Source organism: Micromonospora sp. NPDC002296 (assembly GCF_040296145.1).
GTDB lineage: Bacteria > Actinomycetota > Actinomycetes > Mycobacteriales > Micromonosporaceae > Micromonospora.
In genome coordinates, this window is the sequence record NZ_JBEOWQ010000003.1 from 22210 (window position 1) to 45239 (window position 23030).

The 23030-nt window shown below is 71.7% G+C and carries 18 protein-coding genes, 1 tRNA gene and 1 other RNA gene; 13 read left to right on the forward strand and 7 right to left on the reverse strand.

Annotation, left to right across the window (positions count from 1 at the left end; genetic code table 11):
* Positions 1-53: 53 nt before the first annotated feature.
* The 3 genes from ABT023_RS03295 to ABT023_RS03305 form a co-directional block, all read right to left on the reverse strand.
* Positions 54-584 carry a hypothetical protein gene (locus ABT023_RS03295; protein WP_502890587.1) on the reverse strand — a complete coding sequence of 177 codons (531 nt, stop codon included), beginning with the start codon at positions 582-584 and terminating at the stop codon, positions 54-56.
* Positions 585-616: 32 nt separating this feature from the next.
* Positions 617-1231, reverse strand: coding sequence for a hypothetical protein (locus tag ABT023_RS03300; protein ID WP_350881184.1), 615 nt, complete (start codon positions 1229-1231; stop codon positions 617-619).
* 124 nt (positions 1232-1355) lie between these two features.
* Positions 1356-2903, reverse strand: a complete 1548-nt coding sequence (locus ABT023_RS03305; RefSeq protein WP_350881186.1) for a hypothetical protein — start codon at positions 2901-2903, stop codon at positions 1356-1358.
* Positions 2904-3149: 246 nt separating this feature from the next.
* On the opposite strand from ABT023_RS03305, the gene ABT023_RS03310 reads away from it, so the two are divergent.
* Complete coding sequence (locus ABT023_RS03310; protein ID WP_266263048.1) at positions 3150-3416, forward strand: hypothetical protein; 267 nt, start codon at positions 3150-3152, stop codon at positions 3414-3416.
* A 204-nt stretch (positions 3417-3620) separates the two neighbouring features.
* On the opposite strand, the gene ABT023_RS03315 is transcribed toward ABT023_RS03310, so the two are convergent.
* Positions 3621-3705: transfer RNA gene (locus ABT023_RS03315), tRNA-Ser, on the reverse strand.
* A gap of 82 nt (positions 3706-3787) precedes the next feature.
* On the opposite strand from ABT023_RS03315, the gene ffs reads away from it, so the two are divergent.
* The 11 genes from ffs (at position 3788) to ABT023_RS03370 (ending at position 18298) form a co-directional block, all read left to right on the forward strand.
* Positions 3788-3877, forward strand: an RNA gene (gene ffs / locus ABT023_RS03320) — signal recognition particle sRNA small type.
* Between the two features lie 107 nt (positions 3878-3984).
* A complete protein-coding gene (locus ABT023_RS03325; protein ID WP_350881188.1) occupies positions 3985-6408 on the forward strand; it encodes a DNA polymerase III subunit gamma and tau in 2424 nt (807 codons plus the stop codon).
* A 110-nt stretch (positions 6409-6518) separates the two neighbouring features.
* Complete coding sequence (locus ABT023_RS03330; protein ID WP_201754419.1) at positions 6519-6827, forward strand: YbaB/EbfC family nucleoid-associated protein; 309 nt, start codon at positions 6519-6521, stop codon at positions 6825-6827.
* A gap of 12 nt (positions 6828-6839) precedes the next feature.
* On the forward strand, positions 6840-7433 hold the full coding sequence (recR, locus tag ABT023_RS03335; RefSeq protein WP_350881190.1) for a recombination mediator RecR: 594 nt from the start codon (positions 6840-6842) through the stop codon (positions 7431-7433).
* A 237-nt stretch (positions 7434-7670) separates the two neighbouring features.
* Complete coding sequence (locus ABT023_RS03340; RefSeq protein WP_350881192.1) at positions 7671-11516, forward strand: golvesin C-terminal-like domain-containing protein; 3846 nt, start codon at positions 7671-7673, stop codon at positions 11514-11516.
* A gap of 59 nt (positions 11517-11575) precedes the next feature.
* Positions 11576-12046 (forward strand): hypothetical protein, encoded by a 471-nt coding sequence (locus ABT023_RS03345; RefSeq protein WP_350881194.1) that lies wholly within the window; start codon positions 11576-11578, stop codon positions 12044-12046.
* A 316-nt stretch (positions 12047-12362) separates the two neighbouring features.
* Positions 12363-14027 (forward strand): ABC transporter substrate-binding protein, encoded by a 1665-nt coding sequence (locus tag ABT023_RS03350; RefSeq protein ID WP_350881196.1) that lies wholly within the window; start codon positions 12363-12365, stop codon positions 14025-14027.
* A 78-nt stretch (positions 14028-14105) separates the two neighbouring features.
* A complete protein-coding gene (locus tag ABT023_RS03355; RefSeq protein WP_350881198.1) occupies positions 14106-15110 on the forward strand; it encodes an ABC transporter permease in 1005 nt (334 codons plus the stop codon).
* Complete coding sequence (locus ABT023_RS03360; protein WP_350881200.1) at positions 15107-16069, forward strand: ABC transporter permease; 963 nt, start codon at positions 15107-15109, stop codon at positions 16067-16069. Before ABT023_RS03355 ends, ABT023_RS03360 begins: the two co-directional genes overlap by 4 nt.
* 10 nt (positions 16070-16079) lie before the next feature.
* Positions 16080-17198 (forward strand): ABC transporter ATP-binding protein, encoded by a 1119-nt coding sequence (locus ABT023_RS03365; protein ID WP_350881202.1) that lies wholly within the window; start codon positions 16080-16082, stop codon positions 17196-17198.
* Complete coding sequence (locus ABT023_RS03370; RefSeq protein ID WP_350881204.1) at positions 17195-18298, forward strand: ABC transporter ATP-binding protein; 1104 nt, start codon at positions 17195-17197, stop codon at positions 18296-18298. The genes ABT023_RS03365 and ABT023_RS03370 overlap by 4 nt, the downstream gene beginning before the upstream one ends.
* 49 nt (positions 18299-18347) lie before the next feature.
* On the opposite strand, the gene ABT023_RS03375 is transcribed toward ABT023_RS03370, so the two are convergent.
* Both ABT023_RS03375 and ABT023_RS03380 read right to left on the reverse strand, forming a co-directional pair.
* Positions 18348-18773, reverse strand: coding sequence for a hypothetical protein (locus ABT023_RS03375; RefSeq protein ID WP_350881206.1), 426 nt, complete (start codon positions 18771-18773; stop codon positions 18348-18350).
* A complete protein-coding gene (locus ABT023_RS03380; RefSeq protein WP_502890578.1) occupies positions 18755-19390 on the reverse strand; it encodes an HNH endonuclease family protein in 636 nt (211 codons plus the stop codon). The genes ABT023_RS03375 and ABT023_RS03380 overlap by 19 nt, the downstream gene beginning before the upstream one ends.
* A 166-nt stretch (positions 19391-19556) precedes the next feature.
* Here ABT023_RS03380 and ABT023_RS03385 point away from each other — a divergent pair, with 166 nt between their 5' ends.
* Positions 19557-21011, forward strand: coding sequence for an MFS transporter (locus tag ABT023_RS03385; protein ID WP_350881617.1), 1455 nt, complete (start codon positions 19557-19559; stop codon positions 21009-21011).
* A 36-nt stretch (positions 21012-21047) separates the two neighbouring features.
* Here ABT023_RS03385 and leuA read toward each other — a convergent pair whose 3' ends face one another.
* A complete protein-coding gene (leuA, locus tag ABT023_RS03390) occupies positions 21048-22805 on the reverse strand; it encodes a 2-isopropylmalate synthase (RefSeq protein ID WP_350881209.1) in 1758 nt (585 codons plus the stop codon).
* Positions 22806-23030: the final 225 nt, after the last annotated feature.

The following is a 23030-nucleotide window of genomic DNA, read 5'->3' on the forward strand; positions in this document are numbered from 1 at the left end:
CACAACCCGTGATCGGGTGCGGCCGGCGCGCCGTGCGGCTGTCGCTTCGGCGGTCAGCAGGGGCCGTGCCCCTCGGCGAAGAGGCGGCGGGCCCAGTTGGCGTACCCCGCGATGATCTTCCGGACGGTGCGGCCGTCGTGCAGGAAGAGGTACGCGCGGTCGCCGCGTCGGGCCAGCAGGCCGTCGAACCGGTACGTCCCGTGTGGAGCGGCCAACCGGCTGACCCGCCCGTAGCGGGCCCCGACCTGGTCGACGGGTGTGCCGACGGTGACGCCCTCCGGGGTGCGGACCGGATCGTCGAGCCAGAGCAGCACCAGCCGGTCGTCGACGAAGATCGGGCTGGTCTCCTCGTGGCCGGCGAGCGTCGGCCCGCACGCGTCGACCTCGGCGCGGAGTATGCCGCGCCGGGTCAGGTCCGCCTCGGTGTCGCCGAACTCGACGTTGCGCAGGCCCCGCAGGTTGACGACCTCGTCGGTGCCGGACGGTTGGTCGGCACCGGGTCGGTCGGGCGGGCGCAGGTCGCCGACGGCGTCGACCGGCCCCTGTGGACATGCGCCGCTGCCGGCGATCGAGGTAGCCGTCAGTAGTGTCGCAATGAAAACGAATTGTCGCAATCTCATGGAATCCCCCAGTCCCCAACGGGACCGGGGCGCTCAGGTTGCTGCCGATCGGCGGATTCCCTGATTTCCCATTCCTCGGCCAGCTCGTCCCAGTAGTCGGCGGTCAGTCCGCGCCGTCCGTGGATCAGCCAGCCGTCGGCGTTCCGCTCCAGGTGCAGGCCCAGCTCGGCGAACGGGTCGATCCACCGGCCCGGCTCCGCGCCGAGGCGGGTCAACGCCGCGTTCAACGGCCACTGCTCGCGCGGGGAGCCCAACACGTCGTCGAAAAGGGGCCCCCAGCTCACCGCGCCGGCCAGCCAGACCACCGCCGCCTGGTGGCCGACGCCGCCGGAGAACTCGGCCTCCAGGTACGCCACCGGCCCGAGCCGCGACCACCCGGCGAACAGCGCGTTCAGGCCCGGCGAGAGCACCAGCTCGAACGGCTGGTCGGGACCGGGCCCGTCCACGACGAAGTCCGGCAGCGCCCCGGTCAACTCCTCGACCAACTGCGGGGTGACCGGCAGCAGCGCGAAGTCCTGACGCAGGGCGGCGAGCACCGCATGGTCCAGGTCGGCGGTCTGCTCGCGGAGCAGCTCGCCGTCGGCGACCACCGCGCTGAGCTGGTAACTCATCGGAGCCCCCCGGTGTCCACAGCCTGTGGATGGAACATGTGTACGACCGGGGGTGGAGCGCCGGCGCTGCCCCGGAAGATACCGGGTGTGCGCGGCCCCCCCCGTGTCGACGGGGCCCGCCCGCTCAGTACACCGGGCCGCCGCCCTGAGGCCCGGCGATGCGCAGGCCGTAGCGCAAGGGCCAGACGCGTTCGGTACGCATGGTCGAGCCGCTCCACGACGTCGACTGCGGGACGAGACCGCCGGTGGAGCCCCGGAACACGGTGATCGACCCGGACGCGTAGCCGGGGATGTCGCCGGCCACCTCTTCCCCGTACGACGCCACGAGGGCGTCCAGTCCGCCGACGCCGTCGAGGTTCAGCAGCGCGACGGAGGCGCCGAACTTGTCCCCGCGCTCGGACGAATCCGGGACGACCGCGTGGTTCTGGTCGAACTGCTGGGCACCGCTCCCGGTCAGCCCGCCGGCGGCACCCAGGAGCAGGGTGACGACGCCGGCCTCGGCCGTCGAGCCGACGGCCTCGCCGGGCACACCGACCAGCACGTCCGCCCTGCCGTCGCCGGTAACGTCCCCGGTCGCGAGGGTCGCGCCGAAGCGGTCATCGTTCCCGGGGTCGCCCGGCACACCGGCGGTGCGCTGCGTGATGACCCGTACGGCGCTGCCGGACAGGCCGGCGGAGCGGCCCGTGAGGACCGCGATGAGGCCACCGTTGAGGTGCGGGGTCTGGGCGCCGGGCGCACCGGCGATCACCTCGCCCAGCCCGTCGCCGTCCACGTCGCCGATCGCGAGGGCCTCACCCAGGTACCACGCGATGGTGTCGCTGCTGCCCGTCGACCCGTACACCGCCGCTCCGGTCACCGACGTGGCCCCGGTCAGCGAGACCCCGGCCGCTGAGCCCCACATCAGGGTGACCATGCCGGTGCCGTCCCAGGAGACGCCGTCGTTCTCGTGCGGGGCACCGATGGCGAGGTCGGCGTACCCGTCGCTGTTGACCTTGCCGATCGCGAGCGTGAAGCCGAAGTGGTCGTTGCGCTCGGCCGCGCCCGGCACCGCGGCCTGGTCCTGGTGGAGCTGTTGGGCGCCGGTGGCCGTGAGGCCCCCCGATCCGCCGAGCAGTACGGTGACCGTGCCGGCCTCGGCCGCGGCCCCGATCGACTTCCCGGACGCGCCGATCGCGAGGTCGTCGCGGCCGTCCCCGTTGATGTCGCCCGCCGCGAGCGCCGACCCGAACCGGTCGTAGTTCGCCGGATCGCCCGGAATGCCCGGGGAGCTCTGGGTGAAGTGCGTTGCCGAGTCGACGACCAGGCCCGTCCGGCTGCCGGGGAGGACCCAGACGCCGCCGGCGTGGGTCGCGGTGCCCGGGACCACCTCGTCCGAGTCGCCGACAGCCAGGTCGTCGTAGCCGTCGCCGTTGAAGTCGCCCGCCACGAGCGCGGTGCCGAAGCAGCCGCAGCCGCCGTCCGTCGACAGGACGCCCAGGAGGTAGTCGACCTGCGGCGCGGACGAGTAGCGCACCGTCACCACGCCGGTCGGGTAGTGGGGGAGGTTGGTTTCGAAGGGGTCGCCGGTGGCCGCGACGTCGTCGACGCCGTCGCCGTCGAAGTCGGAACGGGTGATACCGGTGGGCTTCACCCGGATGCCGATCTTCTTCACCGGGCCGCCCAGCTTCGCCACCCGTTGATGTTGGAGGACGACGCCCTCCCGGATGACGGTCCGGAAATCGTCCGCCGCCTCCGCGGGGGCGCCGACTGTCAGCCCGGCCAACACAGCCAGAACCGAGACGCTCGCAACTCTCCGACGCACCAGAACCCTCGCTCACTGTGGACGCCCCGACACCTTATATTGACCGCGATAAAGAATCGTCACTGCTCACACGGAAGGACACGAGTGGAACGCCGACTTCTGCATGCGCTGACGGCCATGACTGTCATCATTGCCGGTACGGGCGTGGTGGCCACGCCAGCCTCGGCCAGCGACGCGTGGGGCATCGTCTGCAACCTCAGGGAAAACACCTGGCTCCGCGCCGCACCCCAGAGCGGCTTCGTGCTGCGCACCCTGACGGCCGGGCGCGGATTCCGCTGGCACGGTCAGGTCTGGGCCATCGACGCCGACTCCTGGGTCTACGGCCACGGCGCCGAGGATCCGTCGCTGGACGGCTGGGTCCCGGCCCGCAACACCACCTGCTGAACCCATGGTTGACGGGGACGGCCGTAGGCGACTGCGGCCGTCCCCGCGCCCGGGCTCGCCGGCGAGCCCGGGCCCGCCTGGACGCGCGGCGCCGGACGGCCCAGGTCGAACGGGCCCGGGCCAGGCTCAGGTGCATCCCGGCACAGACAACGCCGGGCCGATCCGGTGAGGGGATCGGCCCGGCGTTCGTGCTGCTCGGACGAGCGGAGGATACGAGATTCGAACTCGTGAGGGTGTAAACCCAACACGCTTTCCAAGCGTGCGCCCTAGGCCTCTAGGCGAATCCTCCGTGGGACAGGATACAGGTCCGTCCCGGCCCCACCACCCCACCACCCCCCGAAGATCGACCGGCGGTCGGGTAGGGTGGGTGTCACCTCCCGTGCGGCGGTATCTCGTGAACCTCCCCAGGGCCGGAAGGCAGCAAGGATAAGCGAGCTCTGCCGGGTGCACGGGAGGCCTTTTTGTCTCCGGGCGCCGGTACCGTACCCGAGGTCAGGGTCACGGGGTGGTGGGTGGTCACGCGTGCCCGACCGGCGCAGAATGGCTCGGTCGAGAGGAGGCGGGACGGGTGGCACTGGCGCTCTACCGCAAGTACCGGCCGCGCACCTTCGCCGAGATCATCGGGCAGGAGCACGTCACCGAGCCGCTGTCGCAGGCGCTGCGCAGCGGGCGGCTCAACCACGCATACCTCTTCTCCGGCCCGCGCGGCTGCGGCAAGACCTCCAGCGCACGCATCCTGGCCCGCTCGCTGAACTGTGAGCAGGGCCCCACCCCGGAGCCGTGCGGGCAGTGTGAGTCCTGCCGCGCGCTGGCCACCGACGGCGGCTCCATCGACGTGCTGGAGATCGACGCGGCCAGCCACGGCGGCGTCGACGACGCCCGGGAGCTGCGCGAGAAGGCGTTCTTCGCGCCGGCGCAGAGCCGGTTCAAGATCTACGTCATCGACGAGGCGCACATGGTCTCGTCGGCCGGCTTCAACGCCCTGCTCAAGCTGGTCGAGGAGCCCCCGGAGTACGTCAAGTTCATCTTCGCCACGACCGAGCCGGAGAAGGTCCTCGGCACGATCAAGTCGCGGACCCACCACTACCCGTTCCGGCTGATCCCGCCGAAGGTGCTCCGGCCATACCTTGAGCAGCTCTGCGAGGCCGAGGGGGCCACCGTCGAACCGGCGGTCTTCCCCCTGGTCGTGCGCGCCGGCGGCGGCAGCGCCCGGGACAGCCTCTCCGTGCTCGACCAGCTCATCGCCGGCGCGGGCCCGGAGGGGGTCAGCTACGCCCGGGCCGCCGCGCTGCTCGGCGTCACCGACTCGGCGCTGATCGACGAGATGTGCGACGCGCTGGCCGCCGGGGACGGCGCGGCGGCGTACGCGACCGTGGACCGGGTGGCGGAGGCCGGGCACGACCCGCGCCGGTTCGCCTCGGACCTGCTGGAGCGGCTGCGCGACCTGATCGTGCTCCAGCAGGTGCCCGACGCCGCCACCAAGGGCCTGATCGACGGGCCGGCCGACGAGATCGAGCGGATGACCGCCCAGTCCCAGCGGCTCGGCCCGGCCACCCTGTCCCGGTGCGCCGACATCGTGCACAACGGCCTGGTCGACATGCGCGGCACCACCGCGCCCCGGCTGCTGCTGGAGCTGATCTGCGCCCGGATGCTGCTGCCGGGCGCGGACGACTCGACCGGTGCCCTGCTCCAGCGCCTGGAGCGGATGGAACGCCGGCTCACCCTCGGTGGCACCGAGCCGCCGCCGGCCGCCGCCGGCCCCGCGCCGGTCGCCCCCACCGCTGCGGTACGCCCCGAGCCGGCCACCCCGCCCACAGCTGCCGCGCCGGCGGCGGCGTCCGCCGCCCCGGCGGGTGGCCCGCCTCCGCCCGCCGCTCCCGTGTCGGCGGCTCCGGCCGCCCCGGTCGCGCCTCGGCGGGAGGTCCCGCCGGAGGCGGTCATGCCCGACCCCGGCACCCCGGCCCCGCCCCGCCCCGGCGCGGCGGCCCCGGGTGCGCTGGACGCGGTGGCGGTGCGTCGGGCGTGGCCCGAGGTGGTCGGCAAGGTCAACCGGACCAACAAGCGGATCGCGGCGCTGATGCGTGACGCGGTGGTCCGGGAGTTGGACGGCGACGTGCTGCTGCTGACCGTGAAGTCGACGGTGCTGGCCAAGATGATGTCCGACCATGCCCAGGTGCTCACCGACGCCCTCTACGAGGAGTTCGGCGGGCGTTGGCAGATCCGCTGCGAGGTCTCCGGCGAGCGTGGCGGCGGCGGCCCTCGGGCGGCGGCTCCCGCGGCGGCCCGTCCGACCCCACAGGCACCGACCGCCCCCGCCGCCCGCCCGACGTCCGGCGTACCGGACGGCCGGGCCGGCGCGGCTCCGGGCGGGCCGGCCACGTCGGCCGGTGGGAACGAGGAGTGGCCCGAACCGGCCCGCCCCGGCGGGGCCACGCCGGCCACGAACGCGACGCAGGAGGACGACTGGCCGGAGGCGGCCCGCCCGGGCGGGACCGACCCCGCCGGGCCGCCCACCGACGGCGCGGGGGCGACCGCCCCGCCCCGGACCCCCGCCGCCGCTGCCCCGACGCGCGAGCCCGCCCCGGCTCGGGGCGCGGGCCCGGAGTCGGCCGCCCCGTCGGCCAACGGTGCCGCCGGCAACGGTGGCGGCGCGGGCGGCGCACCGGTCAGCAGCGCCATCGCCGCCGCGCGGGCGGCGGCGGCCGGCCGCGGCGGCCCGCGTACCCAGAACGGGGCCCGGCGGTCCGCGGACGCGGACTGGGCCGGCGAGCCGCCCTACGACCCCGACTACGACGGGCCGGTGCGCGGCGGTGGACGCCCCGGTCCGGCGGCGTCGGCCACCCCGGCCTACGAGGGCTTCGACCCGGGTGACGAGCCGCTCGACGAGGTGATCGACGAGCGGACCGCCCGGCAGTCCAGCGAGGAGCAGGCGGTGCAGCTGCTCCGGGAGGCGTTCGGCGCCGAGAAGATCGACGAGGTGGACGCCCGCTGACGCGGGTGTCGCCCGTACCGGAGAACGGGCCACGCCCCCGACTAGGCTGGGCGCGGCCGAGCAGACGAGTGCGAGAAGGAGCCCCCGTGCGCCCAGGTGGACAGCCGAACATGCAGCAGATGCTGAAGCAGGCGCAGAAGATGCAGCAGCAGATCGCCAAGGCCCAGGCCGAGCTGGCCGAGGCAGAGCTGACCGGCACCGCCGGCGGCGGCCTCGTCACCGCGACCGTCTCCGGCTCGGGCGACATCAAGAGCATCAAGATCGACCCGAAGGCGGTCGACCCGGAGGACGTGGAGACGCTGGAGGACCTGGTGGTCGCCGCGCTGCACAACGCCGCCGAGGCGGCCCGGGTGCTGACCGAGCAGAAGATGGGTCCGGTCGCGGGCGGCGCGGGCGGCCTCGGCCTCCCCGGTTTCTGAGCCGGCGACCAGATGTACGAAGGTGCCATCCAGGACCTGATCGACGAGCTGGGGCGGCTGCCGGGCGTCGGCCCGAAGAGCGCCCAGCGGATCGCCTTCCACGTCCTGTCGGCGGACCCGGCCGACGTCAACCGGCTGGCCGGGGCGCTGCGCAAGGTCAAGGACCTGGTGCGGTTCTGCACCACCTGCTACAACGTCGCCGAGTCGGAGCAGTGCCGGATCTGCCGGGACCCGCGCCGCACCGACGAGGTGCTCTGCGTGGTCGAGGAGCCGAAGGACGTGGTGGCGGTCGAGCGGACCGGAGAGTTCCGGGGCCGCTATCACGTGCTCGGTGGGGCGATCAACCCGTTGGAGGGGATCGGCCCGGACAACCTGCGCATCCGGGAGCTGCTGACCCGGCTGAGTGGCGGCGCGGTGCGCGAGCTGATCCTCGCCACCGACCCGAACACCGAGGGTGAGGCGACGGCGACGTACCTGGCGCTGATGGTCAAGCCGATGGGCATCGCGGTGACCCGGCTCGCCAGCGGCCTGCCGGTCGGCGGCGACCTGGAGTACGCCGACGAGATCACCCTCGGCCGCGCCTTCGAGGGCCGCCGGGCGGTCTGAGAGTCCGGTTCCCGATGGCGAAACGGTGGGCCGCTGGTGGCGTGTCGGTGACCTCCGTCGCGAGGCTGGTGCTTCTCGCACCCCGCGACGGAGGTCACTGTGCGGAGAATCTTGATACCTGTGCTCGGACTGGCGGTGCTGATGCCGTTGGTCCCTCACGGACGACCGGCATCGGCGGCACCCCCCACTCCGGCCGGACCGAGCGCCGCCGCCCCACAGGACGACCGTAGCGCGCCGGTGGCACCCGACCGCGTCCTCGATCCTGACCGGAGTCTCGGGCCTGGCTGGCGACGGTCCACCGACCGGGCGGTCACCACCTCTGCCGACGAGACCGGCCTGCACGTGCTCGTGGCGGACACCAAAGCGGCGTACCAGTGGCGGACCGCCGCGACTCTCGCCGAGCCGGGCGTGACGACGGACCAGTGGACGGGCCAACTCTGCGTCACCGGCTCCGGGCGGCGAGCCGTCGTGGTCTACGCCCCGCGACAGTTCGCCAACAAGGAGAACCTGCTCAACGCGGGCGCTTTCGCGGCCGTGGTGGACCTGAGCACCGGCGCGGTCACCAAGCTGCCCGAGCGGTACTCCCTGGCGTACCACAACCCGGGCTGCGCGGCCGGTGAGAGCGTGGTGCTGACCCGGCTGGAGCTGCCGGCCACGGCGAATGGGAACGCGGCGGCCCGGACGGTGCTCACCACGGTGGACACCCGCCGGCCCCTCGCCGGTCACCGGGTGTACGCGTCCGGCCAGCTCACCTCGGCTGTCCCGGTCGAGGGCTCGATCCTCGCCGCGAAGGGGGACGCGCTGGTCACGGTCGACAGGAAGGGGACGGTGCGGACGGCGGCCCGGACCGGTGGGACGCCCTTCCGGCTGATGCCGGACGGGTCCCGGGGCGTCGCCTTCCAGGTGGCCCGGACCGACAAGGTCGACCTGCTCCGCTGGACCGGCGGCCGGCTCGCCACCGTGGCCACCGTGCCGAGCGGGACGGTGAAGCTCCGGGCCGGTGGGCAGGGCCGGGTCTTCGCTGTGGGGGCCCGGGCCGGCGCGAGACTCGCCGGACGGAGCCTGCCACCCGGCTGGCGTTCCATCGACGCCCCACCTGACAGCGACGTTTCGCGGACCGGGGACCTGGTCGTGACCCGGGCGGGCACGGGTCGGGAGGCCGCAGGGCCGGCGGCCGGCGACGGCCGGGCGGACCGGGTCCGGATCACGGCCCGGGTCCGCAGCGGCGCGCAGGTCGAGTTCGACGTGGAGCCGTCGGTCGACGCGGCCGGCCGGCGGCTGTCGCCCGCCGTCGGCGGGACGATCGGCGTGGAGGAACCGCGGGCCACGCTCACCGGTCCCGACCCTGCCACGGTCGCCTGGGACGAGGACCGTTCCTGCGCGGTGCCCCGCAACGACCCGATGATCCAGGCGTACCAGCCCACCCGGGAGCAGATGGAGTGGGCGGCCGACCTGGCGGTACGGGGGCAGCTCACCTTCCAGCGGCCGGCCAACTGGTCGAACAACGGGCTGCCGGCGTACTCCCCGCAGGGGATGTTCCCATCGCTTGCCCTCTCCGGCGGCGGGTTCGTGCCGGCGCAGGTGTTCCTCGGGATCCTGGCGCAGGAGTCGAACCTGCTGCAGGCCAGCTTCCACGTGGTGGACGGCCTCGCCGGCAACCCGTTGACCAGCCTGGGCTACTACGGGCTCGATCTGATGAACCCCGACGTCACGAAGATCGACTGGTCGAAGACGGACTGCGGGTACGGTGTCGGCCAAGTTACTACCGGAATGCGGAAGGCCGACACCGGCCAGGTGATCACCGGCGTGCAGTGGGACTACACCAAGCAGAAGGCCGTGGCTCTGGATTACGCCACCAACGCCGCGGCCGGCCTGCGCATCCTTCAGGACAAGTGGAACACCACGCGCAACGCGGGACTGATCGCGAACAACGGTGATCCCCAGTACATCGAGAACTGGTGGTTCGCCATCTGGGCGTACAACACCGGTTTCTACCCGCAGGCAGGGTCGCAGCCCTGGGGGGTCGGCTGGGCCAACAACCCGAGCAACCCGAACTTCCCCCCGGACCGGCAGATGTTCCTGACCGCACCGCTCGACGTGCCGGACGCCAACCCGCCGGTGGACGACGACATCGGATACGACAACGCCAAGCACCCCAACCACTGGTCGTACCCGGAGCGGGTCATGGGCTTCGCGTACACCTCGCTGCGGCGGTACGACTACGAGACGCAGAACTACGCCCCGACGTATGCTACGGCGCAGGTGCGCAACAAGTTGGTGGCGCAGCCATCGCGTCACACGTTCTGCGTCCCTGCCCAGAACGCTTGCGATCCGAACGTCTCACAGGTGCCCGGCGACTATCCGACAGAGAAGCCGGGCCCGTGCACCCGGAACGACCTGAAGTGCTGGTGGAACTCGCCCGTGACGTGGACGGACTGCTCGATCAACTGTGGTCTGGAGAACCGGCGGTACACGACTGTCGAGCCGCGTCCGTTCGGCAGCAGCATCTACGACTCGCAGTGCAGCCGGACCGGCCTGCCGAGCAACGCGCTGATCATCGACGACATCGACAGCGCCAGCGCGCTCGGCCCGCAGGGCTGCGCCCGGGACTACACCCCCGCCGGGAAGTTCTCGTTCAGCTTCGACGGGCGCGCCGGGCCGTCCGGAGGAACGATCTATCCGGGCAAGGTTGACACCCACCAGATCGGCGGCGGCTTCGGCGGCCACTTCTGGTTCACGCATACCCAGGGCTCCACCACTACGCCTGGTAAGGCGACCGGCCGGTGGACGCCGACCACCAGGTTGAACGGGTGGGCGAAGGTCATGGTGCACATCCCGGACCATGGCGCGCACACCCAGCAGGCGCGGTATCGGATCAACACCGGGTCCGGGCAGAAGACGCGGTACATCCCTACCCGTACCGAGGCCCACCGTTGGGTGACCCTGGGGACGTACCAGTTCTCCGACCAGGGAGCCCAGTCGGTGGAGTTGGACAACATCACCGAGGACGGCACGGGGGTCGAGGACGTCGCCTGGGACGCCTTGGCGTTCGTGCCGCTCAGCGCCAAACCCCAGCACTTCGTGGTCGCCATGGGTGACTCGTACGGCTCGGGTGAGGGGGCCGGCAGCTACTTCTACGAGAGCGACAACAACTACGGCAGCCGCGCGTGGAACGCCTGCCGCCGGAGCACCAAGTCCTGGCAGCTGCTGACCCGGCTCCCCGGATCGTCGAGCTCCATCGCCAACCGGTTGGCTGCGCACGACCCGAACGTGGACTTCCAGTTCGTGAGCTGCTCGGGGGCGACCGCGGCGAAGATGGGGAGCACCGTGACCCCCAGTCACTGGCAGAGCCCGCCGCCGAGCATCGGCGGCTACCACCAGGCAGCGGAGGGGCAGTTCCGCGAGATGTCCCAGATCGAGTCGGGGACGCTGGACGGCAACACGACCCTGGTTCTGCTGTCGGCCGGCGGCAACGACGCCAGGTTCGCCGGAACGATGACCTACTGCGCCGAGTCGTCCTGCAACGAGGCGGGCTACGAGGCGCTCGTTCGACAGCGCATCGACAGCTCCGTGACGGAGGTGCGCCAGCTGATCGACTCGACCGCCGCGAAGGCGCCGAACGCAACCATCATGCTGGTCGGGTATCCCCGGCTCTTCGCGGGCTACCACTTGGACTCATGCGTCTTCGGCAGGTTCACGGGCGGCGAGATGGACATGGTCAACCGGCTGGCCCTGTACATGCGGGACGGCCAACGCGACATGGTGGCCCAGGCCCGCGCGGCCGGACTGAAGGTCCAGTACACCGACATGGTCGAGGGCCTGCTCGACCACGGGACGTGCCGCAAGTACGACACCGGCCACGACGTGCTGGTGCCGGACGACATCAACAGCGTCGTCGCCGGCCCGGAGGGTGAGGGTGACTTCCGCATGGTGGAGGGTGACACCGCCGCCACCTGCGTCGGCTGGATCACCGCTGGTCTGAACGTCTGCATCAGCCGGGCGTCCTTCCACCCGAAGGACACCGGTGCGGTGACGTATGCCAACGCCGTATCCTCCCGACTGTCGGCCGTGGGCTACAACTGATCCAGGTCCGTGGGCACCTCGCCGATCGGCGAGGTGCCCACGGACATCGGGAGGTGGCTGTGAAACGGCGGCCGGATGAGCGGGAACCTCTGGCACCGGGGGTCCTGACGGCCCTGCTGCTGATCGCCTTCGTGGGCGGGGCGGTGTGGCTGGAGGCGAAGGCGCGGCAGCACGGAAAGGCCAGCCGGGCGGGCGAGGCGCGGGCGGAGGCGGCGCTGGCACAGCGAGCGCGGGAGTACGCCGACGCGGTGCTCGCCACGGGGGCGACGGCGCCGACCGACGACCGTGTCCTGGCGATCGCCGACGAGATGGGTGTGGAGGTGCGGGAGATTCACCGGACGCCGGACCTGTCCGTGGTCCTGCACGACGCCCAGGGGCACGGCCCGGGTCCCCTGCCCACCGTCGTGACGCAGTGCCACCGGATCACGTTCCGCCGCCCGGCGGTGGCGACCCCCGCCGCGCAGGTCGAACTACTGCCGACCTGTCCGACCGTGACCGCCATCCCGACTCCCTCCCGTTCTGGATCCTGATCCCGCACTCGCCGCTGGCTGAAGTACGCCGGCCGTCGGTCCTTCCGGCGTCCCGATTCACGGTGGGGTGTCTGACATGTGGTCGGACGGGGGCGACGGTCGATGTAACAAGTTCGCATCTATGAATCAGTGCAAATCGCCCCTTTGCTGGCGGCCCGCCGGGCCGACGCGTGCGAGGCGCACCGGTTAAGACACGATCCGGTACCAACCGCTTCCTCGGCAGTTTCCCGGGGGTCCGAACGGCAGCTAAGGTCACGGCCATCGGTGACCCCTGTCACCACGTTGTCCGTACCCCCAAGGACGAGGTGAAGCACCCATGCGTGCACCCAGGCCGAAGGTCGCAATTGCGGCCGTCGCGGTCGCGGCCCTCGCGGTAGCAGGCTGCGCCGAGAGCGACCGCGATGACAGTTCCGGCGGTAGCAAGAAGGACACTCTGGTCTTCGGCGTGGCCGGCGACCCGAAGGTCCTCGACCCCAGCTTCGCCAGCGACGGCGAGTCGCTGCGCGTAGCGCGTCAGGTCTTCGAGACCCTGGTCCGGCCGGAGGAGGGTGGCACCAAGGTCACCCCGGGGCTGGCCGAGTCGTGGACCCCGGACGCAGCCGGCACCACCTGGACGTTCAAGCTCCGCTCGGGCGTGAAGTTCCACGACGGCGCCGACTTCAACGCCGACGCGGTGTGCGTGAACTTCAACCGCTGGTACAACGCCAAGGGCCTCATGCAGAGCCCGGACGTGACCGCGTACTGGCAGGACGTCATGGGCGGGTTCGCCAAGAACGAGAACGCCGACCTGCCGCCGAGCCTGTTCAAGTCGTGCACCGCCAAGGACGCCACCACGGTCGACCTGGCGTTCACCCGGGTCTCCAGCAAGATCCCGGCCGCGCTGATGCTCCCCTCGTTCTCCATCCACAGCCCGAAGGCGCTGGAGCAGTACGACGCCAGCAACGTGGGTGGCACCGCCGAGGACATCAAGTACCCGGCGTACGCGATGGAGCACCCGACCGGCACCGGCCCGTTCAAGTTCAAGGCCTGGGACGTCGCCAACAAGACGCTCACCATCGAGCGCAACGACGACTACTACGGCAACAAGGCCAAGCTGAAGACCCTGATCTACAAGACCATCTCGGACGAGAACGCGCGCAAGCAGGCGCTGCGCTCCGGCGACATCCAGGGCTACGACCTGGTCGGCCCGGCCGACGTCGAGCCGCTGAAGTCCGAGGGCTTCAACATGCTCACCCGCCCGGCGTTCAACGTCCTCTACCTGGCGATCAACCAGAAGGGGAACCCGAAGCTCGCCGACGTCAAGGTTCGCCAGGCGATCGCGTACGCGCTCAACCGCCAGGCGCTGGTCGACTCGAAGCTGCCCCCGGGCGCCAAGGTCGGCGTGAACTTCATGCCGGACACCGTCGAGGGCTTCAACGGCGACGTGGCCAAGTACGACTACAACCCGGAGAAGGCCAAGGCGCTGCTGGCCGAGGCCGGCGCGTCGAACCTGACCCTGCGGTTCCACTACCCGACCGAGGTCACCCGGCCGTACATGCCGAACCCGAAGGACATCTTCGAGCTGCTCTCGGCGGACCTCAAGGCGGTCGGCATCAAGATCGAGGCCATCCCGCTCAAGTGGAGCCCGGACTACCTGAACGCCACCACCTCGGGCAACAAGCACGACATCCACTTCCTCGGCTGGACCGGTGACTACGGCGACGCCTACAACTTCATCGGCACCTTCTTCGACCGGCCGAAGGACGAGTGGGGCTTCACCGACAAGGCCCTCTTCGACCAGTTCAAGGACGCGGACACCACCGCCGACCAGGCGGCCCGGGTGGAGAAGTACAAGGCTCTGAACAAGGCCATCATGGAGCTCGTGCCGGGTGTGCCGATCTCGCACTCGCCGCCGGCGATCGTGTTCGGCAAGGACGTGACCGGGATCAAGGCGAGCCCGCTCACCGACGAGCGGTACGCCACCGCCGAGTTCAAGTCCTGATCTGACGCAACGAACGCGGGCGGGTGCCGTTACCACGGCACCCGCCCGCACCCCTCCGCACCCCCTTCCGAGGCCGCCGTGTTCCGGTTCATCGTCAGACGCCTGCTACAGCTCATACCGACGCTGATCGGGCTCTCCCTCCTGCTGTTCATCTGGCTGCGCCGGCTGCCGGGCGGCCCCGAGACCGCCATCCTGGGTGAGCGCGGCACGCCGGAGATGCGCGCCGCCATCCGCCGCAACTTCGGTCTCGACGAGCCGATCCTGATCCAGTACGGCCGGTTCGTCCGGCGGCTGATCAAGCTGGACCTGGGCACCTCGACCTCCACCAAGCGCCCGGTCGTCACCGAGTTCATCGAGCGGTTCCCCGGCACCGTCGAGCTGACCGTGATGGCCATGGTGATCGCGATCGGGATCGGCATCCCGCTGGGCTACCTGGCCGCCCGCCGTCGGGGCCGGATGCTCGACCACCTCTCGGTCGGCGGGTCGCTGATCGGCATCTGCATCCCGGTCTTCTTCCTGGCGTACGTGCTGAAGGCGGTCTTCTCGGAGAACCTCGGCTGGTTCCCGTCCAGCGGACGGCAGGATCCGACCCTCGGGGCGACCCGGATCACCAACTTCTTCGTCTTCGACGGGCTGATGACCCGGGAGTGGGACGCCGCCGCCGACGCGCTCTGGCACCTGGTGCTGCCGGGCCTCGCGCTGGCCAGCATCCCCCTGGCGATCATCGTCCGGATCACCCGGGCCAGCGTGCTGGAAGTGCTCAACGAGGACTTCGTCCGCACGGCCGAGGCCAAGGGCCTGACCGAGAACACGGTCCGCCGCCGGCACGTGCTGCGCAACGCCATGCTGCCGGTGGTCACCTCGATCGGCCTGCTCACCGGCGGCCTGCTCTCCGGCGCGGTGCTGACCGAGACCGTCTTCGCCTTCAGCGGCATCGGGGCGTTCGTCGCCGAGGCGATCGGCCAGCGCGACTACCCCGTCCTGATGGGCTTCATCCTGATCATCGCGGTGGTGTACGTGCTGGTGAACCTCCTGGTGGACCTCTCATACAGCGTGATCGACCCGAGGGTGAGGGTGCGATGACGGCCATCAGCGGCAAGAAGCGCGAGAAGATCGACCGGCTCGCCGAGTTGGCCGCCCGGGACGACGAGCGCGGCGTGAGCCTCTGGCAGGAGGCGTTCCGCCGGCTGCGGCGCAACCCGGCCGCCATCGTCGGCGCGGTGATCCTGGGCCTGTTCCTGCTGGTCGCCATCGTCGGGCCGTTCCTGGTCCCGCACCCGGCGGACGCCCAGCTCTGGAAGGGCGAGATCCGGGACAACATCGGCTACTTCCCGGGCCCCCGGGCGGAGAACTGGTTCGGCGTCGACCACATCGGCCGTGACGAGTTCAGCCGGATGATCGTCGGTGCCCGGCAGACCCTGCTGGTCGGCATCATCTCCACCCTGATCGGGCTGGCCGTCGGGTCGCTGCTCGGCGGCGTCGCCGGCGCCGCTGCCGGTCTCGGCGGCAAGTGGGGCCGGGCCCTCGACAACGTCATCATGCGCTTCGTCGACATGCTGCTGGCCATGCCGAGCCTGCTGCTCGCGATCAGCATCGCCGCGCTGCTCGGCTCCGGCCTGACCACCGTGATGATCGCGGTCGGCGTGGTCTCCGTGCCGGTCTTCGCCCGGCTGCTGCGCGGCTCGATGATCTCCCAGGCCAACAGCGACTACGTGCTGGCCGCGACGTCGCTGGGCGTGAAGAAGCCGAAGATCGCGCTGACCCACGTGGTGCCGAACTCGCTCGCCCCGGTGATCGTCCAGGCGACGCTGACCCTGGCCACCGCGATCATCGAGGCCGCCGCGCTCTCCTTCCTCGGCCTCGGCAACAACGACGCGTCCATCCCGGAGTGGGGCGTCATGCTCGCCGACGCGCAGCGCTACCTCGACGCCGCGCCCCGGCTGGCCGTCCTGCCCGCCCTCGCGATCATCGTCACCGCGCTCGGTTTCACCCTGCTCGGCGAGGCGATGCGCGAGGCCCTCGACCCGAAGCTGCGGAAGTAGGCCGTCTGTCATGGCACTGCTCGAAGTGGACGACCTCTCCGTCACGTTCGCCCGGCGCGGTCAGCGCACCGTGCACGCCGTCGACGGGGTGTCCTTCGCGGTCGACGCCGGCGAGGTGGTCGGCCTGGTCGGCGAGTCCGGCTGCGGCAAGAGCGTCACCTCGTTGGCCATCATGGGCCTGCTGCCCAAGCAGCCCGGCCTGAAGGTCGGAGGCAAGGCGGTCTTCGACGGCACGGACCTGCTCCAGCTCGACGACCGGTCCCGTCGGGACATCCGGGGCCGGGACGTCGCGATGATCTTCCAGGACCCGCTCTCCTCGCTGAACCCGGTGATCCCGATCGGGTTGCAGGTGACCGAGGTGCTGACCCGGCACCGGGGGATGCGGGGGGAGGCGGCCAAGAAGGAGGCCGCCGACCTGCTCGACCGGGTCGGCATCCCCGACCCGCGCCGCCGGCTCAAGGAGTACCCGCACCAGCTCTCCGGCGGCATGCGGCAGCGCGCCCTGATCGCCATGGCGGTGGCCTGCCAGCCCCGGCTGCTGATCGCCGACGAGCCGACCACCGCGCTGGACGTCACCATCCAGGCGCAGATCCTGGAGCTGCTCAAGGACCTGGTCCGGGACTCCGGCACCGCGCTCGTGATGATCACCCACGACCTGGGGGTGGTCGCCGGCATGTGCGAAACGATCAACGTGCTGTACGGGGGCCGGGTGGTGGAGACGGCCCGCCGACGGCCGTTGTTCCGCGAGCCGCGGCACCCGTACACGGTGGGTCTGCTCGGCTCGGTGCCGCGCCTGGACGCCGGGCGTGGCGAGCGGCTGAACCCGATCCCCGGCTCGGTCCGGGACCTGCTGGCCTGGTCGGACGGCTGCGCCTTCGCCCCACGCTGCACCCGCCGCCTCGACGAGTGCGTGGGGGAGCCGCCGGAGCTGGTGCTCGCCCACGACGGCCGCAGCTACCGGTGCCTCAACCCGGCCCCGGTCCCGGGTACCGTGCCCTCGGGCGTCACCGGCGGCCGGGCCGCGACCGCCCCGGGCACCGTCCCGGCGGCCGGTGCCGCCGCCCCCGTGGTGGCCGACGACGCGACCGCGGGCCCGGTGCCCGCCCCGCGCGAGGAGGAGAAGCCGTGACCGAGAGCGACATCCTCGTCGAGGTCCGCGACCTGAAGGTGCACTTCCCGATCAAGCGGGGAATCCTCCTCGACCGGGTGGTCGGCCACGTCAAGGCGGTCGACGGGGTCGACCTGAGCATCCCGCGCGGGAAGACGTACGGACTGGTCGGCGAGTCCGGCTGCGGCAAGTCCACGCTCGGCCGGGCCCTGCTCCAGCTCACCCCGCCCACCGCCGGCGAGGTCCACTTCGACGGCGTCGAGCTGACCACGCTCCCGGCCGGGAAGCTGCGCACCATGCGCCGCCGAATGCAGATGATCTTCCAGGACCCGATGTCGAGCCTGGACCCCCGGCAGAACGTCGAGTCGATCCTGGTCGAGGGGTTGCAGACCCACGGCATCGGGACCGACCGGGACGACCGGCGGCGGATCATCGGCGAGACCCTCGACGCGGTGGGGCTGCCCCGTTGGGCGCTGTCCCGGTACCCGCACGAGTTCTCCGGCGGCCAGCGGCAGCGCATCGGCATCGCCCGGGCCCTGGTGCTCGGCCCCGAGCTGATCGTCGCCGACGAGCCGGTCTCCGCCCTGGACGTCTCCATCCAGGCCCAGGTGGTGAACCTGCTCGACGAGCTTCAGGACAACCTCGGCCTGACCTACCTGTTCATCGCCCACGACCTTGCCGTGGTCAAGCACATCTCCGACGTGGTCGGCGTGATGTACCTGGGCGCGCTGGTCGAGGAGGCACCGAGCGACCGGCTGTACAGCGAGCCGCTGCACCCGTACACCCGGGCGCTGATGTCGGCCGTGCCGGTGCCCGACCCGGACGTGGAGGACCGGCGGGAGCGGATCCTGCTCGCCGGGGACCTGCCGTCGCCGGCCAACCCGCCGTCGGGCTGCCGGTTCCACACCCGCTGCCCGTGGGCCCAGCCCACCCGCTGCGCCGAGGAGCGGCCGGCACTGCGGGACATCGGCGGCAGCCGGGTCGCCTGCCACTTCGCGGAGCGGATCGCCAGCGGCGAGCTGCGACCGCACAAGGTGAGTGTGCAGATCGTCCGGCCCGAGGATGAGGGCGCGGCCCCGGCCGTCGTCTCCGCCCCCACCGAGCCCGGCTCGTACGTGTGAGCGAGGGGCCCTTGTCGGCGCGGCTCGCGTCGCGGGGGCCCCGGCCAGGTCAGCCCTCCGGGCGGTTGAGCAGGCCGACCGCGATCGTGTGTACGGCGTCCAGCCCGGCCGGGTCGGCCAGCGGGGCCGTCCCGCCGGTCACGACGTACCACTCGTCGGCCTCCCGGTACTGCACGCGGAGGACGACCTGGCCGTCGGCGTACTCCGTGCGCAGGGTCAGTTCACCGGTCACCACGCCGGCCTCGTCGGTCATCACGCCGCCCGGGCCGGGGACGACATCGGCGGTACGGTTCTGCGCCCCGCCGCCGGCCGGAGCGCCCGTGGGCGGGGACGCCGCGGCGTCGGTGGCCCCCGCGTCGGCGGACATGCCGGCGCCCGAGACGTCGGCCGGACCCGCCGGGCCGCCGTCCGCGATCATCCCGGCCGTGGTGGCACCCTCGTTCGTCCCGGCCCCGGTCACGGCTTGCTCGCCCATGTGCAGCCCCCCAGCATGTCGGTCAGGGCGGCCTTCTCGGCACTGGTCACCGTCAGCCGCCAGTGGTGCTTGACCGTCACCCAGTTCTCGGCGTACTTGCACCAGTACGATCGGTTCGCCGGCTTCCACTGGGACGGGTCCTGGTCACCCTTTGCCCGGTTGGAGGAGGCGGAAACCGCGAAGAGCTGCGGTCTTGTGAGATCGTTCGCGAAGTCGCCCCGCTTGGCGTCGTCCCACTCGTCCGCCCCAGAGCGCCACGCGTTGGCCAGCGGCACCATGTGGTCGATGTCCACGTCCGAGGGGTCGGTGAAGACCCGGCCGTCGTACACGCTCTCCCAGTGGCCGGCGACGACGTTGCAGCCGGAGAGCCGGATGTCCTTACCGTCGCGCTTGAGAACGCTGTCCCGCACGTCGCAGTTCTTGCCGGTGTTCCGCCAGTGCGGGAAGTGGTCGCGGCTGTAGCCCTTCATCGAGCCGGCACCGGCGACGGTCAGCTGGCCCAACTGCTCGCTGACGTTGCCGCCGCCGCCGCTGGGCGGTGCCTCGGGCTCGTCGACCGCCGAGCAGCCGGCGGACACGAGGGCGAGCGCCGCGGCAAGCACGGCAGCCCCGGCCACACGACGTCCTGATCTGGTTCGCACAGACGACACCTCTCCAGCTTGCGGGCTCCCGGCGATTGCGCACAGTACCCCGGCACCGTTTCCATGAATCGTGGCGTCCGGCAAATCGACCGGAGGAGGATGGGTACCCGTGACCGAATCCGCACCCACGCCCGCGCTCCGGATGGGCACCCCCGCCGGCCGGGGGACGCTGCTCGCCGCGATCCTCGCCTCCGGCATGGTCTTCCTGGACAGCACCGTGGTCAACGTGGCCCTGCCCCGCCTCGGCGCGGAACTCGGCGCCACAGTGGCCGGTCTCCAGTGGACCATCAACGGGTACCTGCTCATGCTGGCCGCGTTCGTACTGCTCGGCGGGGCGCTCGGCGACCGGTTCGGGCGGCGGCGGGTGTTCCTGATCGGGGTGGTCTGGTTCGCCGTCGCCTCGGCGCTGTGCGGCCTGGCCCAGGGCACCGGCTGGCTGGTCGCGGCCCGGTTCCTCCAGGGTGTCGGGGGTGCGCTGCTCACCCCGGGCTCGCTGTCGGTCATCCAGTCCAGCTTCCACCCCGACGACCGGGGCCGGGCGATCGGGGCATGGTCCGGGCTGGCCGGGGTCTCCACCGCGCTCGGCCCGCTCGTCGGGGGCTGGCTGATCGACGCCCTGTCCTGGCGGTGGATCTTCTTCATCAACCTGCCGCTGGCCGTGCCGGTGGTGCTGGCCGCGCTGCGCTGGGTGCCGGAGAGCCGCGACGAGGACGCCTCGCGTACCGGGGCGGGTCGGCGGCGGTTCGACGTGGCCGGCGCGCTGCTCGGCGCGCTCGGCCTGGGCGGCGTCACGTACGCCCTGATCGACGCGCCGGCCCGGGGCGGTTCGCTGCCGGTGTTGGCGTCGGCGCTGGTCGGGGTGCTCGCCGCCGTCGCGTTCGTGCTGGTGGAACGGCACCGGGGCGACACCGCCATGCTGCCCGTCGGGCTGTTCGGCAGCCGGCTCTTCTCGGTGCTGAACGTCTTCACGGTGGTGATGTACGCGGCGCTGGGCGGGTTCACCTTCTTCCTCGCCGTGTACCTGCAGAACGTGGTGGGCTGGTCGGCGCTGCTCACCGGCCTGGCCACCGTACCCATGACGGTCCTGCTGCTGGTCGGCTCGTCCCGTGCCGGGGCGCTGTCGGCCCGGATCGGCCCCCGGCTGCCGCTGACCGTGGGCCCGGTGGTGGCCGCGATCGGCCTGCTGCTGCTGCGCGGGGTGCGGCCGGGCGCGTCGTACTGGACGGATGTGCTGCCCGGGGTGACCCTCTTCGGCCTGGGCCTGACCCTGGTGGTGGCGCCGCTGACGGCCTCGGTGCTGGCCGCCGTGGCGGACCGGTTCGCGGGGGTGGCCAGCGGGTTCAACAACGCGGCGTCCCGGGCCGGCGGCCTGCTCGCGGTGGCCGCGCTGCCCCTGCTGGTCGGCCTGAGCGGCACCGGGTACGCGCAGAAGGCGGCGCTGACCGACGCGTTCCGGGGCGCGCTGCTCTGGTGCGCGGGCGGGCTGCTGGCCGGGGCGGTGCTGGCCGGTCTGCTGATCCACCGCCCGCCCCGCGAGGCACCCGGCTCGCAGCCGTGTCCGTCGCTGCCAGCCTCGACCCCGCCCGACGGGCGGTAGGCGGCGCCCGGCGGGTGCCGGGCGCCGCCGGGCGACTCAGGCGCGGGCGCGGTTGACGGCGCTGGTGACCGCCTTCACGGAGGCGGTGACGATGTTCGCGTCCACCCCGACGCCCCACACGGTGCGGCCGTCGACCTCGCACTCGACGTACGCGGCGGCCTGCGCGTCCCCGCCGGAGGAGAGGGCGTGCTCGTGGTAGTCGAGCACCCGTACCGCCACGCCCACCGATCCGAGCGCGTTGACGTACGCGTCGATCGGGCCGTTGCCGACGGCGGCCAGCGACCGGATCTGCCCGCCGACGCCCACCCGGGCCTCGATCTCGACCTTGCCGTCGGCGGTGCCGATGGCGTAGCCGGCCAGGGTGACGGCCGGGTCGGGCTGGTGGTCGAGCAGGTAGTGGCCCGCGAAGATCTCCCACATGGTGCCCGGGTCGACCTCGCCGCCGTCGTGGTCGGTGACCTGCTGGACCACGCCGGAGAACTCGATCTGGAGCCGGCGCGGCAGGTCGAGCTGGTGTTCGCTCTTCATGATGTACGCGATGCCGCCCTTGCCGGACTGCGAGTTGACCCGGATGACCGCCTCGTAGGTGCGGCCCAGGTCCTTCGGGTCGATCGGGAGGTACGGCACGGCCCAGGTGTGCTGGTCGACCGGCACCCCGGCCGCCGCCGCGTCGGCGTGCAGGGCGTCGAAGCCCTTCTTGATCGCGTCCTGGTGGGAGCCGGAGAACGCGGTGTAGACCAGGTCGCCCGCGTACGGGTGGCGCTCGTGCACCGGGAGTTGGTTGCAGTACTCCACGGCCCGCTTGACCTCGTCGATGTTGGAGAAGTCGATCATCGGGTCGATGCCCTGGGAGAACAGGTTGAGACCCAGCGTCACCAGGTCGACGTTGCCGGTGCGCTCGCCGTTGCCGAACAGGCAGCCCTCGATCCGGTCGGCGCCGGCCAGCAGGCCCAGCTCGGCGGCGGCCACGCCGGTGCCCCGGTCGTTGTGCGGGTGCAGGCTCAGCACCAGGCTGTCCCGCCGGGGCAGGCGGCGGTGCATCCACTCGATCGAGTCGGCGTACGCGTTCGGGGTGGCCATCTCGACGGTCGCCGGCAGGTTGATGATCAGCTTCCGGTCCGGCGTCGGGTCGATCGCGTCGATCACCGCCGAGCAGACCTCCAGCGCGTACTCCAGCTCGGTGCCCGTGTACGACTCCGGAGAGTACTCGTAGTAGATGTCCGTGTCCGGGGTGTGGATCTCCGCGTACTTCTGGCAGAGCCGCGCGCCGGTGGTGGCGATGTCGGTGATGCCGTCCCGGTCCAGCCCGAAGACCACCCGACGCTGGAGGGTGGAGGTCGAGTTGTAGAAGTGCACGATCGCCCGCTTCGCGCCGCGCAGCGACTCGAAGGTCCGCTCGATCAGGTGCTCCCGGCACTGGGTGAGTACCTGGATGGTCACGTCGTCGGGGATCAGGTCCTGCTCGATGAGCTGCCGTACGAAGTCGAAGTCGGTCTGGCTGGCCGACGGGAAGCCGACCTCGATCTCCTTGTAGCCCATCTGCACCAGGAGCTGGAACATCCGGCGCTTGCGCTCCGGGGACATCGGGTCGATCAGCGCCTGGTTGCCGTCACGCAGGTCGACGGCGCACCAGCGGGGCGCGGCCTCGACGTGCCGGGTCGGCCAGGCGCGGTCCGGCAGGTCGATCCGGAACTGCTGGTGGTACGGCTGGTACCGGTGGTACGGCATCCGGCTGGGACGCTGCTGGGCGATCGGATCGGTGTCAGCGTCGGTGGTGCCGGTGGGTTGAGCCATGACGGAGTGCTCCCCTGAACATGTGGCGTCAGCAATCGGAAGGTCGGCGACGATGCCGGGTCGGCGCGAGGCGCCGATGAGAAAGCGCGAATGTGCTGGACGGCGCGGTTCGACTCCGCGACGAGGTGCCGGCCGGTCAGGCCTCGTCGCGGCGACCAAGGAGAAGGTGCGCCTGCCACATGACAGAGTGACCCTACGTGATGAGGTGAGGGGTGGAAAGGTCGG